This window comes from Burkholderia sp. MSMB1826, from assembly GCF_001526325.1.
Taxonomy (GTDB): Bacteria; Pseudomonadota; Gammaproteobacteria; order Burkholderiales; family Burkholderiaceae; genus Burkholderia.
In genome coordinates, this window is the sequence record NZ_LOYN01000050.1 from 205,965 (window position 1) to 223,409 (window position 17,445).

Below are 17,445 nucleotides of genomic sequence, written 5' to 3' on the forward strand. Positions count from 1 at the left end.
CGCGGTGCTGCCCGGCCGGCCGGAGCCTGCGCATGGTGACGCTCGCGCAAGTCGCGCGGCGCGCGAACGTCACCGCGGCGACCGTCTCGAACGTGCTGCGCAATCCGCAGAAGGTGAAGCCGGCGACCGTCGAGCGCGTGATGGCCGCGATCCGCGAACTCGGGTATCGGCCGAACCTGACCGCGCGCGCGCTCGCGGAGGGCCGCACGTCGACGCTCGCGCTGATGCTGTCGAACATCACGAACCCGTTCTATCCGGAGTTCGTGCTGGCCGCCGAACGCGAGGCGCGCAAGCGCGGCCATTACCTGCTCGTGTCCAATACCGACGACGATCCGGCGATCACGCGCAACTACCTCGAGCGGATCGCGGGGACGCTCGCGGCCGGTGCGATCGTGATGAACACCGATCTCGCCGAAGCGGAACTCGCCGACATCGCCCGTCACGGCGCATCGATCGTGCTGTGCATGTGGGAACACGTGCATGCGTCGCGCACGCTGCCGTGCGTGACCGTCGATTTCGCGGCGGCGGGCGCGCTGGCGGCCGCGCATCTGTCCGGTCTGCGGCATCGCACGTTCGGCGCGCTCGTCGGCAAGGGTTCGGGCGGGCCGCAGTCGGTGCGGCTGCGCGGTTTCGCCGACGAACTCGCGACGCGCGGCCATCCGGCACATGCGCTGACGACCGTGTCGGCCCACGACTCGATCGAAGGCGGCTACGAAGCCGCCGCCACGCTGCTGCGGGAGCAGCCGGGCCTCACCGCGCTGTTCGCGACCAACGACCTGATGGCGATCGGCGCGATGCAGGCCGCCGCCGATCTCGGCCTGCGCGTGCCGGCCGATCTGTCGGTGGTCGGCATGACCGATATCCAGCTCGCTCACCAGTTCCGCCCCGCGCTCACGACCGTACGGTTCCCGACCGCGCAGATCGCCGCGCGGGCGATCGCGCTGACGCTCGACATGATCGACGGGATCGAGCCGGGCACGGCCGTGCATACGATCGGCGCACCCGAGCTGGTCGTGCGCGAATCGACCGGGGTGGCGCCGGACTGACGGTTCGGTGTCCACACGTTTGCGGCTGCGGCGTGCGGCGTATGCGTCGGGAATGAACGAAGTGGCGTCGGTCCCGCGGTTGCCGTTTTCTCGTTCGACGAAGGCGGAAACGTACATCGCTCCCGTCGACGCGCGGCGAACCGATGCAGACGGGAAGAGGTCGGGAAGCCCGAGATGGAGGCATCCGACGCAACGGCTCCCCGAAACGCAAAATGGCGCGTCACCGGCCAACGCCGCGCGAGTCGACACGATTCGTCGGTCGGCCGGCGTTGTGAATGACGCGCCTAAGGTGTGAAGATGCGCGACCGCCCGGAGCATGCAGCGGCCGCGATATCGACGTCGCCTACTTCTTGATCACCGGAACGGTGAGCGAAGTGACGAGCGACGTCACGGGTGCCAGCAAACCACCCGACGAACTGCCTCCGCCTTGCGCGGAATTGCCGTTCAGCGAAACCGCCAGCGCGGGGACGACGCCGGCCACCGACCCGACGGCCGAACCGACCGATTGCACCGCCGCGTTGGCGATCGTCGCGCCGCCGGAGATGAGCGCCCCCGCGGCGTTCGTGACACCGCCGACCGCACCGGCTGCCGTACCGCCATTGAGCGCGACACTCAGTGCCGGAAGGGTTCCGGCGACCGCGCCGGCGGTGCCGGTCACGGTGTGCGCGAGCGAACCCGCCAGGCCTGTGGTGACCGTCGCGAGCGAGCCCGCCGCACCGGTTGCGCCGGAGAGCGCGCCGGATCCCGAGCCGACGACGTTGCCGGCGCCGCTCGCGGCGGATCCGATCAGCGACGTGACGGTCGATGCGATCGGTGCGATCGCCGCGGTGCCGCTGCCGGCGAGGCCGGTTACCGCGCCGGACGCTGCGCCGATCGCACCGGTGGCTGCGCCGACCGGCAACGAGCCGCCGAGATTGCCGACGATGCTCGTGATCGGCGTGATCAGCGCGCCGCCGTTGCCCGCGACACCGGTGACGGCGTTGACGACGCCCGTGCCCGCGTTGGCGACCGTGCCCACGAGGCCGCCGAGACCGCCGGCCGCGCCGCCGGCACCGCCCACTGCGCCGGCCAGCGTTCCGACTGCACCGGTGGCCGTGTTGCCGACCGTGCCCACGACGCCGCCGAGACCACCGGCCGCGCCGCCGACACCGCCCACTGCGCCAGCCAATGTTCCGGCTGCACCGGTGGCCGTGTTGCCGACCGCGCCCACGACGCCGCCAAGACCACCGGCCGCACCGCCGACACCGCCCACTGCGCCAGCCAATGTTCCGGCCGCACCGGTTGCCGAGTTGGCTACCGTGCCTACGATGCCGCCGAGACTGCCGAGGCCTCCGGTCGCACCGCCGCCGACACTACCCGCTGCGCCGGCCAGCGTTCCGACTGCACCGGTGGCCGTGTTGCCCACCGTGCCCACGATGCCACCGAGACTGCCGGTCGCACCGCCGACACCACCTGCTGCGCTGGCCAACGTCCCGACTGCACCGGTTGCCGAGTTGGCTACCGTGCCTACGATGCCACCGAGACTGCCGAGGCCTCCGGTCGCGCCTCCACCGACACCGCCCACTGCGCCGGCCAACGTCCCGACAGCGCCTGTTGCCGAGTTGCCGACCGCGCCCACGATGCCACCGAGACCGCCGGTCGCACCGCCAGCACCACCCAGCGCGCCAGTCAACGTTCCGACTGCACCCGTCGCCGTGTTACCGACCGTGCCCACGATGCCACCGAGACCGCCGGTCGCACCGCCAGCACCACCCAGCGCGCCAGTCAACGTTCCGACTGCACCCGTCGCCGTGTTCGCGACCGTGCCGACAACGCCACCGAGACCACCGGTCCCACCGCCGACACCACCCAGCGCACCAGTCAGCGTTCCGACTGCACCCGTCGCCGTGTTCGCTACCGTGCCGACAACGCCACCGAGGCCACCGGTCCCACCGCCAACACCGCCCAAAGCGCCAGTCAGTGTTCCGACTGCACCAGTGGCCGTGTTCGCTACCGTTCCAACGACACCGCCAAGACCGCCAGCCGGATCGCCAACTCCACCCAAGGCACCCGTCACCGTGCCGACTGCGCCGCTTGCCGCGTTGCCCACCGTTCCGACAACGCCACCGAGACCACCAGTCCCACCGCCGACACCACCCAGCGCGCCAGTCAGCGTTCCGACTGCACCCGTCGCCGTGTTCGCGACCGTTCCAACGACACCGCCGAGGCCGCCGGTCCCGCCACCACCGATGCCACCCAATGCGCCGGTTACCGTGCCAACCACGCCACCAAGCCCACCGGTCGGATCGCCAACTCCACCCAAGGCACCCGTCACCGTACCGACTGCGCCGCTTGCTGCGTTACCCACCGTTCCGACAACACCACCGAGACCGCCAGTCCCGCCACCACCGATGCCACCCAGTGCACCGGTTACCGTGCCAACCACACCACCAAGCCCGCCGGTCGGATCGCCGACACCACCCAAGGCGCCCGTCACCGTACCGACTGCGCCGCTTGCTGCGTTGCCCACCGTTCCGACGACGCCACCGAGACCACCGGTCCCACCACCGACACCGCCCAAAGCGCCAGTCAGCGTTCCGACTGCACCCGTGGCCGTGTTCGCTACCGTGCCAACGACGCCGCCGAGACCGCCCGTCCCGCCACCACCACCGCCGACACCACCCAACGCCCCCGTCACCGCACCGACCGCGCCGGCTGCCGTGTTCGCTACCGTCCCGACGACATCACCAAGCCCGCCAGCCCCGCCACCACTTCCGCCAAGGCCGCCCAGCGCACCCGTCACCGTGCCGACCACACCACCGACACCACCTGTCCCACCGCCACCACCACCACCGACACCACCCAACGCCCCCGTCACCGTACCGGCCACGCCTGCGACCGGCTCGAGCAATCCGCTACCGATATCGATGGTCGCGCTTCCCGTCCCCGTCCCTGCCAGCCCGATCGAGATACCGCCCGCATTCGGGCTGCCGACCGTCACCACCCCGTTCCCCCATCCCGTCACGGTGCCGACGAGTTCCCCGGGCGCGGGGGATCCGCCTGCGACGATGAGACCGTCGGATTTGCTGACACTTCCCACCGGGGAAGCCAGTACCCCCGCCTGGGACGCCGAGGCGGCCAGGCTGAACAAAGCCGCGACCGACAAGGCGATGCCTGTCAATTTCACGTTCGCTTTCGTTTTCATGAATAACCTCATTTCGGTTGGACAACCGCGGAACGGCTCGAGCGATGACGCGTGGACCCTGCCGCTGCGAAGGCGGCGCGAATCGTTCGCGGATTGCCCGATACGGCAAAGCGTTGAAACAGGTTTAAACAGGCCGATGCAACGGGACACCGGTCATCAAGCGACGCACTTCATGAAAGTTGATTCGCATCACAAAATTTAAGCAATGCGAACCTGACGACCGACCATCATCGAGCCATCTATCGACGATTGACCGCTCACGACGATACCTTCCGTCGCGAGCGGCCCCCGCCTCCCTTTAGAACTTCCACAGCAGATTGCCGTACAGCGCGTGGTCGCTGATGCTGCCGCCGATCTGGCCGCTGTAGGACAACCCGAGCGACAGGTTCTTCGTGACGGCCGCGTCGACACCGACCTCGAGCACCGCGGCGTCACGCGCGACCGGCACACCGACCACGCTGAACGGCGAACCGCCGCTCGCGAACGACAGCCTCGACGCCGGCTGCGTATTGCCGAACGCGTGCCGCCAGCCGACCGTGCCGAACGCCGTGACCTTGCCCTTCGTCGTGACCGCGACGTCGGTCGAGGCCCGCACGCCGAGGGTCGAGAAGCCGAGGCCCGTCGTGTCGGAATCGCCCTGCAGGGCAGCCGCGCCGCCGTTCTCCTTGAAGCCGTCGGTGTGCAGGCTCGCGTACCCGAGCCCGACGAACGGTTCGAGCGCGACGTTGCGAATGGCCGTCGAGTAGCCGATTTCCGTGAACACCTGCGTCGCGTTCGCGTCGTAGCTCGCGGTGTCGTGATCGGAGAAGCTGCCGAACGACGGATTGCGCTCGCTATGCACGCGGTACCACGACTGCGACACGCCACCGCGTACGTTCCACGCGTCGTATCGGCCGCTGGCGTACAGCGCGATCGTCTCGCCGTTGACCTTCGCCGACTCGTTCTGGTCGGTATTGAGCTGGCTGCGCGACGCGCCGCCCGCGATACCGACGCGCCAGTGGCTGCTGATTTCCGCGTCCGTACCGACGACGAAGCCGTACAGGTTGCGATCGATCGAAGCGACGCCGTCGCCGTCGAACCGGCTATGCGAACCGTACAGCCGGCCCCACACCGCGGGCTTGAACGACTTGGCCGGCGTGCAGCCGTTCTCCGCGGCCATGCGCCGGTCGAGCGCCGCCGAGTGATCGTCCGCCGACACCGGCGCCTCGCATCCGCAGAGCGCCCCGCCCGGCTGCGAACCGAGTCGTGCACGATCGAGCACCGCGTCGCGCACGTAGCGGCTATCCGACAACAGCACGCTGCGCGTACTCGGATACAGGTCGCCGGCCAGTTGCGTGAACGCGCGGTTCGCGGTCGGCGCATCCGTCGTCAGCACCGTATCGAACAGCGGGTTGCCCGCGCCGAGCGTGCCGACCGCGCCCGCCACCGCTTGCCCGTCGGGCGTCGTCGCGACCGACGTGAACGGCGTGCCGTTCGGCGCCAGCGACATCAGCACCTGCGCCGGGTTGTACGTGAGCGTCGGCGTGAGGAACGCATACGTCGAGTTCACCGCGCTGAACTGCCCTTGCACGCCCGCGCCGGCATTCACGATGGTGTAGAGCTTGCCCGGCTGGTATTGCCCGGTCGCCGCGACGACCTGTACCGACCCGCCGTTGAGCGTGGCGGAGCCGGTCACGTCGAGGCCGCCGCTCTGTTGCGGCGTGGCGCCGACCTGCAGCGTCGAACCCGGCTGGAAGGTCGCGTTGCCCGCGACCTTCAGCGGCTGCCCGAGCTGGAGGACCGATGCGGTGCCGCCGCCCGACACGACCAGGCCGCCGATCGTGCCCGTCCCGGTGACGGTCGCGCCGTTGCCGACGGTCACCGGCGAGTTGGCCAGCGAACCGGTGACCGCGAGCGTGCCGCCCGTCACGGTGGTCGGCCCGGACAGCGTGCTGGTCCCGCTCAGCACCTGTGCGCCCGTGCCGGCCAGCGTCAGCGGGCCGGTACCCGACAGCGTGCCCGCGAACGAGCTGGTGCCGGCGGTATTGACGGTCAGCGGCGTCGCGCCGAGGTTCACGTTCGAACCCGTCGTGCCCGACAGCGTGCCGATCGATTGCGGTGCGGCCGAACCCGTGAGGTCCAGCGTCGCGCCGCTGCCGGCGAGCGTCACCGGGCTCGTCGGCGCAAGGCTGCCTGCGCCGGCAAGCGCGAGCATGCTGCCGCTGCCGATCGTCGTGCCGCCGGTGTACGTGTTGACGCCGGTCAGCGTCTGCGTGCCGCCGCCCTGCACCGCGAAGCCGCCGGTACCCGCGATCGTGCCGCCGAACGAACCGCCCGTCGGGCCGGCCACGGTCAGCGTGTTGCCGCCGAGATTCACGGTCGAACCCGCCGCGCCCGACAGCGCGCTGGCCGTCTGCGGCGTCGTCGTGCCGCTGACGTCGAGCGTCGCGCCGTTGCCGGCCAGCGTCAGCGCACTGCCGGCCGACAGGCTGCCGTTGCCGCCGACCGCCAGCGTGCTGCCGTTGCCGATCGCCGTGCCGCCCGTGTACGTGTTCGCGCCGCTGAGGGTCGTCGTCGACGGGCCGCTCACCGCCAGGTTGCCGCCGCCCGAGATCGGGCCGCTCAGGCCGAGGTTGTTGGCGCCGCCCACCGTCAGCGTCGAACCCGTGCCGAGGTTCACGGCGTTGCCGAGCGTCGTGCCGGGCACGCTGGTCCCGAGCGTGCCGCCGTTGCCGCCGACACTCAGCGTGCCGCTGCCGAGTGCGGTCGGCGTGCCGGCGACGAGCGTGCCGCCGCCCGTGACGCTGGTGCCGCCGGTGTACGTGTTGGCGCCGGACAGCGTCGTCGTCGCCGGGCCGCTGAGCGCGAGTGTGCCGCTGCCGGAGATCGGGCCGCTCAGACCGAGGCTGTTCGCACCGCCCACGGTCAGCGTCGAGCCCGTACCGAGGTTCACCGCGTTGGTCAGCGTCGTACCCGGCGTGCCCGCGGCCAGCGTGCCGCCTGCGCCGCCGGTGTTCAGCGCGCCGGTGCCGAGCGCCGAGCCGCTGCCCGCGACCAGCGTGCCGCCGCCCGTCAGGTTCGTGCCGCCCGTGTACGTGTTGTTGCCGGTCAGCGTTTCGGTGCCCGGGCCGGCCAGCGTGAGGCTGCCGCCCGCGCCGGCGATCGTGCCGCCGTACGTGCTGCTGCCCGTGCCGCCGAGCGTCAGGTTGTTGCCGCCGAGGTTCACCGTCGAGCCGGCCACGCCCGACAGCGTGCCCGTCGTCTGCGGCGTGGTCGCGCCGCTCAGGTCGAAGGTTGCGCCCGCACCCGTCAGGCTCACCGGCGTCGTCCCCGACAGGCTGCCGCCCGCGCCGATCGCCAGCGTGCCGCTGTTGATCGTCGTCGCGCCGGTGTACGTGTTCGCGCCCGTCAGCGTTTCGGTGCCCGTGCCCGACAGCGTCAACCCGCCCGTGCCGCCGACCGTACCGCCGAACGTGCCGTTGCCCGACCCGCCGAGCGTCAGCGTGTTGCCGCCGAGGTTCACCGCCGAACCCGCTGCGCCGGACAGCGCGCCCGTGGTCTGCGGCGTCGTCGCGGCACTCAGGTCGAGCGTGGCCCCTGTACCCGACAGATCGACCGCGCTGCCCGCCGACAGGCTGCCGCCCGCACCGACTGCGAGCGTGCTGCCGCCGCCGATCGTCGTGTTGCCCGTGTACGTGCCGACGCCGCTGAGGGTCGTCGTCGACGGGCCGCTCACCGCGAGGTTGCCGCCGCCCGAGATCGCGCCGCCGAGGCCCAGGTTGTTCGCGCCGCCGACCGTCAGCGTCGAGCCCGAGCCCAGGTTGATCGCGTTGGTCAGCGTCGTGCCGGCCACGCTCGTGCCGAGCGTGCCGCCTGCGCCGCTGGTGTTCACCGTGCCCGTGCCGAGCGCCGAGCCGTTGCCGGCGAGCAGCGTGCCGCCGCCGCTCAACGTCGTACCGCCCGTGTAGGTGTTGTTGCCGGTCAGCGTTTCGGTACCGGTGCCCGCCAGCGTCAGGCTGCCGCCCGTGCCGGCGATCGTGCCGCCGAACGTGCCGCTGCCCGACCCGCCGAGCGTCAGCGCGTTGCCGCCGAGGTTCACCGTCGAACCGGCGACGCCTGCCAACGCGCCCGTCGACTGCGGCGACGTGGCCGCGCTCAGATCGAGCGTGGCGCCGGCGCCGGCCAGATCGACCGCGCTACCCGACGACAGGCTGCCGCCCGCGCCGACCGCCAGCGTGCTGCCGTTGCCGATCGTCGTGTTGCCGGTGTACGAGCTCGCGCCGGTGAGCGTCGTCGTCGACGGGCCGCTCACCGCGAGGTTGCCGCTGCCCGAGATCGCGCCGCCAAGGCCCAGATTGTTCGCGCCGCCGACCGTCAGCGTCGAACCCACGCCGAGATTCACCGCGTTGCCGAGCGTCGTGCCGGCCACGCTGGTGCCGAGCGTGCCGCCCGCGCCGCTCATGTTCAACGCACCCGTGCCGAGCGCCGAGCCGTTGCCCGCGATCAACGTGCCGCCACCGGTCAGGCTCGTGCCGCCCGTGTACGTGTTCGTGCCGTTCAACGTTTCGGTGCCCGTGCCGCCCAGCGTCAGGCTGCCGCCTGCCCCGGCAATCGTGCCGTCATACGTGCCGCTGCCCGTGCCGCCGAGCGTCAGGTTGTTGCCGCCCAGGTTCACCGTCGAGCCGGCCACGCCCGACAGCGTGCCCGTCGTCTGCGGCGTGGTCGCGCCGCTCAGGTCGAAGGTTGCGCCCGCACCCGTCAGGCTCACCGGCGTCGTCCCCGACAGGCTGCCGCCCGCGCCGATCGCCAGCGTGCCGCTGTTGATCGTCGTCGCGCCGGTGTACGTGTTCGCGCCCGTCAGCGTTTCCGTGCCGGTGCCCGACATCGTCACGCCGCCCGTGCCGGCGATGTTGCCCGCGTAAGTGCCGTTGGCCGAGCCGCCGAGCGTCAGGTTGTTGTTGCCCAGGTTCACGGTCGAGCCGGCCACGCCCGAGATCGCGCCCGTCGATTGCGGCGACGACGCGCCGCTCAGGTCGAGCGTCGCGCCGGCCGCCGTCAGGCTGACCGGGCTGCTCGACGACAGGCTGCCGTTGCCGCCGATCGCGAGCGTGCCGCTGTTGATCGTCGTCGCACCGGTGTACGTGTTGGTGCCCGTCAGCGTTTCCGTGCCGGTGCCCGACAGCGTCAACCCGCCCGTGCCGCCGATCACGCCCGCATAGGTGCCGCTACCCGAACCGCCGAGCGTCAGCGTATTGCCGCCCAGATTGACGTTCGTGCCCGTGCCGCCGGACAGCGCGCCGCTCGTCTGCGGCGACGTGGCCGCGCTCAGGTCGAGCGTGGCGCCGGTGCCGGACAGGTCGATCGCGCTGCCCGACGACAGGCTGCCGCCCGCGCCGACCGCCAGCGTGCTGCCGCCGCCGATCGTCGTGCTGCCCGTGTAGGTGTTCGCGCCCGACAGCGTCGTCGTCGACGGACCATTCACGGCGAGGTTGCCGCTGCCCGAGATCGCGCCGCCGAGGCCGAGATCGTTCGTCCCCCCGACCGTCAGCGTCGAACCCGCGCCGAGGTTCACCGCGTTGCCGAGCGTCGTGCCCGGCGTGCTCGCGGCCAGCGTGCCGCCCGCGCCGCTCGTGTTCAGCGCGCCGGTGCCGAGCGCCGTGTTGCTGCCCGCGACCAGCGTGCCGCCGCCCGCCAGGTTCGTGCCGCCCGTGTACGTGTTGTTGCCGGTCAGCGTTTCGGTGCCGGTGCCCGACAGCGTGAGGCTGCCGCCCGCGCCGGCGATCGTGCCGCCGTACGTGCCGTTGCCCGTCCCGCCGAGCGTCAGGTTGTTGCCGCCGAGGTTCACCGTCGAACCGGCCACGCCCGACAGCGTGCCCGTCGTCTGCGGCGTGGTCGCGCCGCTGACGTCGAACGTTGCGCCCGCACCGGCCAGGTTCACCGGGCTGCTCGCCGACAGGCTGCCGCCCGCGCCGATCGCCAGCGTGCCGCTGTTGATCGTCGTCGCGCCGGTGTACGTGTTCGCGCCGGTCAGCGTTTCGGTGCCGGTGCCCGACAGCGTCAACCCGCCCGTGCCGCCGACCGTACCGCCGAACGTGCCGTTGCCCGACCCGCCGAGCGTCAGCGTATTGCCGCCGAGGTTCACCGCCGAACCCGCTGCGCCGGACAGCGTACCGGTCGTCTGCGGCGACGTGGCCGCGCTCACGTCCAGCGTCGAGCCCGCACCGGTCAGATCGATCGCGCTGCCCGACGACAGGCTGCCGCCCGCCCCGACCGCCAGCGTGCTGCCGCCGCCGATCGTCGTGCTGCCCGTGTAGGTGTTCGCGCCCGACAGCGTCGTCGTCGACGGACCATTCACGGCGAGGTTGCCGCTGCCCGAGATCGCGCCGCCGAGGCCGAGATTGTTCGCGCCGCCGACCGTCAGCGTCGAGCCCGAACCGAGATTGATCGCATTGGTCAGCGTCGTGCCGGCCACGTTCGTGCCGAGCGTGCCGCCCGCGCCGCTCGTGTTCAGCGCGCCCGTGCCGAGCGCCGAACCGCTGCCCGCGATCAGCGTGCCGCCGCCGGTCAGGTTCGTGCCGCCCGTATACGTGTTGTTGCCGGTCAGCGTTTCGGTACCCGTGCCCGACAGCGTGAGGCTGCCACCAGCCCCCGCGATCGTGCCGTCGTACGTGTCGCTGCCCGACCCGCCGAGCGTCAGGTTGTTGCCGCCGAGGTTCACCGTCGAACCGGCCACGCCCGACAGCGTGCCCGTCGTCTGCGGCGTGGTCGCGCCGCTGACGTCGAAGGTCGCGCCCGCGCCGGCGAGATTCACCGGGCTGCTCGCGGACAGACTGCCGCCCGCGCCGATCGCTAGCGTGCCGCTGTTGATCGTCGTCGCGCCCGTGTACGTGTTGGTGCCGGTCAGCGTTTCCGTCCCCGTGCCGGCCATCGTCAACCCGCCGGTGCCGCCGATCGTCCCGGCATAGCTGCCGTTGCCGGTACCGGCCAGCGTCAGCGTGTTGCCGCCGAGGTTCACGTTCGTACCCGCAACGCCGGACAGCATCCCGCTCGTCTGCGGCACGGTCGCCGCGCTGATGTCGAGCGTCGCGCCTGTGCCGGCGAGATCGAGCGCACTGCCCGACGACAGGCTGCCGCCCGCCCCGACCGCCAGCGTGCTGCCGCCGCCGATCGTCGTATTGCCGGTATAGGTGTTCACGCCCGTGAGCGTCGTCGTCGACGGGCCGCTGACCGACAGACCGCCGCTGCCCGAGATCCCGCCGCCCAGCCCGAGATCGTTCGCACCGCCAACCGTCAGCGTCGACCCTGCGCCGAGATTGACCGCATTGCCGAGCGTCGTGCCGCCGACGCTCGTGCCGAGCGAGCCGCCCGCGCCCGTCACGTTGAGCGCGCCGGAACCCAGTGCGCTGCCGTTGCCGGCAATGAGCCCACCGCCGGCGAGCGTGGTGCCGCCCGTGTACGTGTTCGTGCCGGTGAGCGTCGTGGTGCCCGCGCCGGTCTGCGCAAGGCCGCCGCTGCCGGAAATCGTGCCGCTCAGGCCGAGATCGTTCGCGCCGTTCAGGCCGAGCGTCGCGCCCGCGCCGAGCGTGACCGCATTGCCGAGCGTCGTGCCGCTCACGCTCGCGTTCAGCGTGCCGTTGCCGGTCACGTTCAATGCGCCGGAACCGAGCGCCGTGTTGCTGCCCACGCTCAGTCCGCCGCTGCTCAACGTCGTCCCGCCGCTGTAGGTGTTCGCGCCGCCGAGCGTGGTCGTGCCCGAGCCGGACTGCACCACGCCGCCCGCGCCGGAAATCATGCCGTTCAGGCCGAAGTCGAACGCGCCGCCGAGATTCAGCGTCGAACCGGCGCCCAGATCGACGGCGTTCGCCAGCAGCAGGTTGGCCGTGCTCGCGCTGAGCGTGCCGCCGCTGCCGGTGACGCCGAGTGTGCCCGTGCCGAGCGCCGTGTCGTTGCCGACCGACAGGCTGCCGGCGCTCAACGTCGTGCCGCCCGAGAACGTGTTCGCACCGAGCAGCGTCGTCGTGCCGGTGCCGGTTTGCGCGAGACTACCGGCGCCGGAAATGGTCCCGCCGAGGCTCAGGTCGGCCGCGCCGTTCAGGCCAAGTGTCGCGCCCGCGCCGAGATTCACCGCATTGCCGAGCACCGTGCCGCCGACATTCGTCGCGAGCGAGCCGCCCGCGCCCGAGAGATTCAGTGCCCCGGTGCCGAGCGCCGCGCCGTTGCCGGCGATCAGCGTGCCGCCGCCGGTCAGGTTCGTGCCGCCCGTGTACGTGTTGGTCCCGTTCAGCGTTTCGGTGCCCGTGCCCGACAGCGTCAGGCTCCCGCCCGCTCCCGCGAGCGTGCCGGCGAACGTGCCGCTGCCCGTGCCGCCCAGTATCAGGCCGTTGCCGCCGAGGTTCACCGTCGAACCGGCCACGCCCGACAGCGTGCCGATCGCCTGCGGCAGTGCTGCCCCGCTCAGGTCGAACGTCGCGCCGGCCCCGCCCAGATTCACGGCGCCGCCCGCGGCCAGGCTGCCGCCCGCGCCGATCGCCAGCGTGCCGCTGTTGATCGTCGTGCCGCCGCTGTAGGTGTTCGCGCCGGTGAGCGTCTCCGTGCCGGTGCCGGCCATCGTCAGCCCGCCCGCCCCGCCGATCGTGCCGCCGAAGGTGTTGTTGCCGGCTCCGCCGAGCGTCAGCGTGTTGCCGCCGAGGTTCACCGTCGCGCCCGCGACGCCGGCCAACCCGCCCGTCGCCTGCGGCGACGTGGCCGCGCTCAGGTCGAGCGTCGCGCCCGCGCCTGCCAGATCGAACAAGCTGCCGCCGGACAGGCTGCCGCCCGCGCCCACCGCGAGCGTGCTGCCGTTGCCGATCGTCGTGTTGCCGGTGTAGCTGCCCGCCCCCGTGAGCGTCGTGATCGACGGGCCGTTCACCGCGAGGTTGCCGCCGCCCGAAATCGCACCGCCCAGGCCCAGGTTGTTCGCGCCGCCGACCGTCAGCGTCGCGCCCGCGCCCAGGTTCACCGCATTGCCGAGTACCGTGCCGCCGACGCTCGTGCCGAGCGAGCCGCCCGCGCCCGTCACGTTCAGCGCACCGGTGCCGAGTGCGCTACCGTTGCCCGCGACAAGGCCGCCGCCACTCAGCGTCGTGCCGCCCGTGAACGTGTTCGCACCGAGCAGCGTCGTCGTGCCGGCGCCGGCTTGCGCAAGACTGCCGTCGCCGGCAATCACGCCGCCGAGGCTCAGATCGGCCGCGCCGTTCAGGCCGAGCGTCGCGCCGGCGCCGAGGTTCACCGCGTTGCCGAGCAAGGTGCCGGCGACGTTCGTGGCGAGCGTGCCGCCCGCACCGCTGACATTCAGCGCACCGGTGCCGAGCGCCGCGCCATTGCCGGCGATCAGTCCGCCGCCGCTCAACGTCGTGCCGCCCGAGAACGTGTTCGCGCCGAGCAGCGTCGTCGTGCCGCTGCCGGTTTGCGCGAGGCTGCCGTTGCCGGCGATCGTGCCGCTCAGGCCGAGGTCGTTCGCGCCGTTCAGCCCCAGCGTGACGCCGGCCCCGAGATTGACCGCGTTGCCGAGCGTGACGCCCGGCACGCTCGCGCCGAGCGACGCCGAGCCGTTGACGTCGAGCGCGCCGACGCCGAGCGCCGCGCCGCTGCCGACGAGCAGGCTGCCGCCCGTCAGCGCCGTGCCGCCCGCGTACGTGTTGTTGCCGGTCAGCGCCTGCGAGCCGGTGCCGGACAGCGTGAGCCCGCCCGCACCGCCGATGTTGCCGGCGAAGACGCCGCTACCGCTGCCCGCCAGCGTCAGGTTGTTCGAACCGAGAGCGATCGTCGAACCCGCGACGCCCGACAGCGTGCCGATCGACTGCGGCGTGGTCGCACCGGCGATGTTGAACTGCGCACCGGCGCCCGTCAGGTTGACGGGGCTCGACGCGGCGAGGCTGCCGCCCGCGCCGATCGCGAGCGTGCCGCTGCCGATCGTGGTGCCGCCGGTAAACGTCTCGGCCGCGGTGAGCGTCGTCGTGCCCGGGCCGCTCACGGACAGGCCGCCCGCGCCGGAAATGATCCCGCCCAGCCCCAGATCGTTCGCACCCCCAACCGTCAGTGCCGCGCCCGCGCCGAGCTGGATCGCATTGCCGAGCACCGTGCCGCCGACGGTCGTGCCGAGCGAGCCGCCCGCGCCCGTCACGTCCAGCGCCCCCGTGCCCAGCGCGGCGCCGTTGCCGGCGAGGATTCCGCCACCGGCGAGCGTCGTGCCGCCCGAGAACGTGTTCGCGCCGGTCAACGTCGTGATGCCCGAACCGATTTGCGCGAGGCCGCCGGTACCGGCGATCACGCCGTTCAGGCCGAGATCGTTCGCGCCGGTCAACGAGAGCGTCGCGCCCGCGCCGAGGTTCACCGCATTACCCAGCGTCGTGCCGCTCACGCTCGCGCCGAGCGCGCCGCCCGTGCCGGCGACGTTCAGCGCGCCGCTGCCCAGCGCCGTATTGCTGCCGGCGAGCAGCGTGCCGGCGCTCAGCGTCGTGCCGCCGCCGAAGGTGTTCGCGCCGGACAGCGTCGTCGTCCCCGTGCCGCTCAGCACGAGACCGCCGGTGCCGCCGATCGCGCCGCTCAGGCCGAGGTCGTTCGCGCCGTTCAGCGTCAGCGACGCGCCGTTCAGGTTGATGCCGTTCGCGAGCGCCGCGCCGGCCGCCAGATCGGCGCTCAGCGAACCGCCGAGACCGCTCACGTTCAACGCGCCGCCCACGCCGAGCGCCGAGTTGCCGCCGACGATCAGGCTGCCGCCGCCCGTCAGGCTCGCACCGCCCGTGAACGTGTTCGCACCGGACAGCGTCGTGGCGCCGGTGCCGCCGAGCGCCAGGCCGCCCGCGCCCGAGATCGCGCCGCTCAGGCCGAGATCGACCGCGCCGTTCAGGCCGAGCGTCGCGCCCGCGCCCAGGTTGACCGCATTGCCGAGCACCGTGCCGCCGACGTTCGTCGCGAGCGTGCCGCCCGCGCCGGATACGTTCAGCGCCCCCGTGCCCAATGCCGCGCCGTTGCCGGCGATCAGCCCGCCGCCGCTCAGCGCCGTGCCGCCCGAGAACGTGTTCGCGCCGAGCAGCGTCGTCGTGCCGGCACCCGATTGCGCGAGGCTGCCGCTCCCGCCGATCGCACCGCCCAGGCTCAGGTCGGCCGCGCCGTTCAAGCCGAGCGTCGCGCCCGCGCCCAGGTTGACCGCATTGCCGAGCACCGTGCCGCCGACGCTCGTCGCGAGCGTGCCGCCCGCGCCGGATACGTTCAGCGCGCCCGTGCCGAGCGCCGCGCCAGTGCCGGCGATCAGGCCGCCGCCGCTCAGTGCGGTGCCGCCCGAGAACGTGTTCGCGCCGAGCAGCGTCGTCGTGCCGGTGCCGCTTTGCGCGAGGCCGCCGCTGCCGGCGATCGTGCCGCCGAGGCTCAGGCCGGCCGCGCCGTTCAGGCCCAGCGTCGCGCCTGCATCGAGATTCACCGCATTGCCGAGCAGCGTGCCGCCCACGTTCGTCGCCAGCGAGCCGCCCGTGCCGCTCACGTGCAGCGCCCCCGTCCCGAGTGCCGCGCCCGTGCCGGCAACGAGCCCGCCGCCGCTCAACGTCGTGCCGCCGGTAAACGTGTTCAGGCCGAGCAGCGTGGTCGTGCCCGAGCCGGTTTGCGCCAGCCCGCCGTTGCCGGCGATCACGCCGCCCAGCCCGAGATTGGCCGAGCCGTTCAGACCCAGGGTGACGCCGGTGTCGATGTTCACCGCGTTGCCGAGCACCGTGCCGCCGACGCTCGTACCGAGCGTGCCGCCCGTGCCCGTCACGTTCAGCGCGCCGCCGCCGAGCGCCGTCGCGGTGCCGACGAGGAGCCCGCCGCCGCCCGTCAGATTCGTTCCGCCCGTGAACGAATTGGCGCCGTTCAGCGCCAGCGTGCCGGTACCGCTCACGTTCAGCGCACCGGCGCCGCCGATCGCACCCGACAACCCGAGCCCGGTCGCGCCGTCCACCGTCAGGCCGCCGGTCAGCGTCACGTTGTTGAGCAGGTTCACGCCGGCCGTGCCGGCCTCGAGCGTGCCGCCGCCGCCGACGATCGTGCCGGTGCCCAGCGCGCCGGCGCCGTGGACGATCGCGGTGCCGCCGGTCAGCGACGCGTTCGTCGCGGTCGATGCGCCGGTGATGTCCCACGTGCCGCCCTGCACGGCGAGGTTGTTGAAATTGCCGTACGTATCGACCGCAATGGCGCCGTTCGCCGCGCCGCCGGCGGCCGTGTTCAGCTGCAGGTTGAGCGTGTTGTTGCCGCCCAGCCCGGCGTCGACGCCGAGCCCGACCGACGACCCGGTCAGCGCGTTGAACGTGTTCGACGTGCCGAGGGCCGCGCCCAGCGACACGTTGCCCGTGACGGTGCCGGCGTTCGTGAACGTGTTCCCTGCGCCCGGCGTGCCGCTGGGCGCGAGCGCCACCGAACCGTTGATCGTGCCGCCGCTCGCGTTGGTGAAGTTGGTCTGCGCACCGCCCGACGTGGTCACGACCTGCGCGGTCGGCCCCGCGCCGAAGCCGAGCAGGCCGGTCGTACCGATCGTGCCGGCGTTCGTGATGTTCGTCGTGCCGCCGATGCCGTTGTTGACCGTCAAAGCCGGCCCGTTGACCAGCGAGCTCGTCGACCCCATCATCACGCCCGTGCTGGCGTTCGTGACGTTGACGGTGCTCGCCGACGCGCTATTGCCGACCACCGTGCCGTTCGACACGACGCTCAGCCCGGACAACGCGGGGTCGATCCGGCCGTTGTTGGTCAGCGTGACGCCGCTGCCCGTCAGCGACAGCGCGGTGCCGCCGAACAACGGCACCACCGAAATGGTCGCGCCGGGCTGGACGGTCAGGTTCAGATTGTTCGTGCCGTTCGAATAGGACGTGCTGGCTCCGGTACAACTGACGGTCGTCGTTCCGGTGCAGGCAGCCAGGGCGTCGGCGGGGACGATCCCGGCGCCGACCAGCGCGACCAGCACGCCGGTCGGGACGAGGAGTTTCGGACGTGCTTCCGCGCGCTTTTTGTTCGAGCCCATGCGCATACGCATAATCACACCTTCCCATAAGAGAATCGACGACACCGGGCATTCGCCGGCGCATTCAAAATGCCGGGGATAAATACCGGAATGCGTTATTCGACGTTTTTCGGAAAATACCGTCCCATCACCAATCCAAAGCGGCTGGCCGGATTAAAAACAAACAAGAACGAATCGACGAGAATTATTGAATCGGCATATTTTACTTTTAA

Annotated in this window: 3 protein-coding genes; 1 reads left to right on the plus strand and 2 read right to left on the minus strand. The window is 72.0% G+C overall.

Going from position 1 to position 17,445, the window contains the following annotated elements:
• The first annotated feature begins 32 nt into the window (after positions 1 to 32).
• Positions 33 to 1,046 carry a LacI family DNA-binding transcriptional regulator gene (locus WS95_RS28735; protein ID WP_059827427.1) on the plus strand — a complete coding sequence of 338 codons (1,014 nt, stop codon included), beginning with the start codon at positions 33 to 35 and terminating at the stop codon, positions 1,044 to 1,046.
• Positions 1,047 to 1,389: 343 nt separating this feature from the next.
• Here WS95_RS28735 and WS95_RS28740 read toward each other — a convergent pair whose 3' ends face one another.
• Entirely contained in the window at positions 1,390 to 4,230 is a 2,841-nt protein-coding gene (locus tag WS95_RS28740) for a beta strand repeat-containing protein (RefSeq protein WP_059827524.1), read from the minus strand.
• A gap of 298 nt (positions 4,231 to 4,528) precedes the next feature.
• On the minus strand, positions 4,529 to 17,245 hold the full coding sequence (locus WS95_RS28745; RefSeq protein ID WP_059827429.1) for an autotransporter-associated beta strand repeat-containing protein: 12,717 nt from the start codon (positions 17,243 to 17,245) through the stop codon (positions 4,529 to 4,531).
• Positions 17,246 to 17,445: the final 200 nt, after the last annotated feature.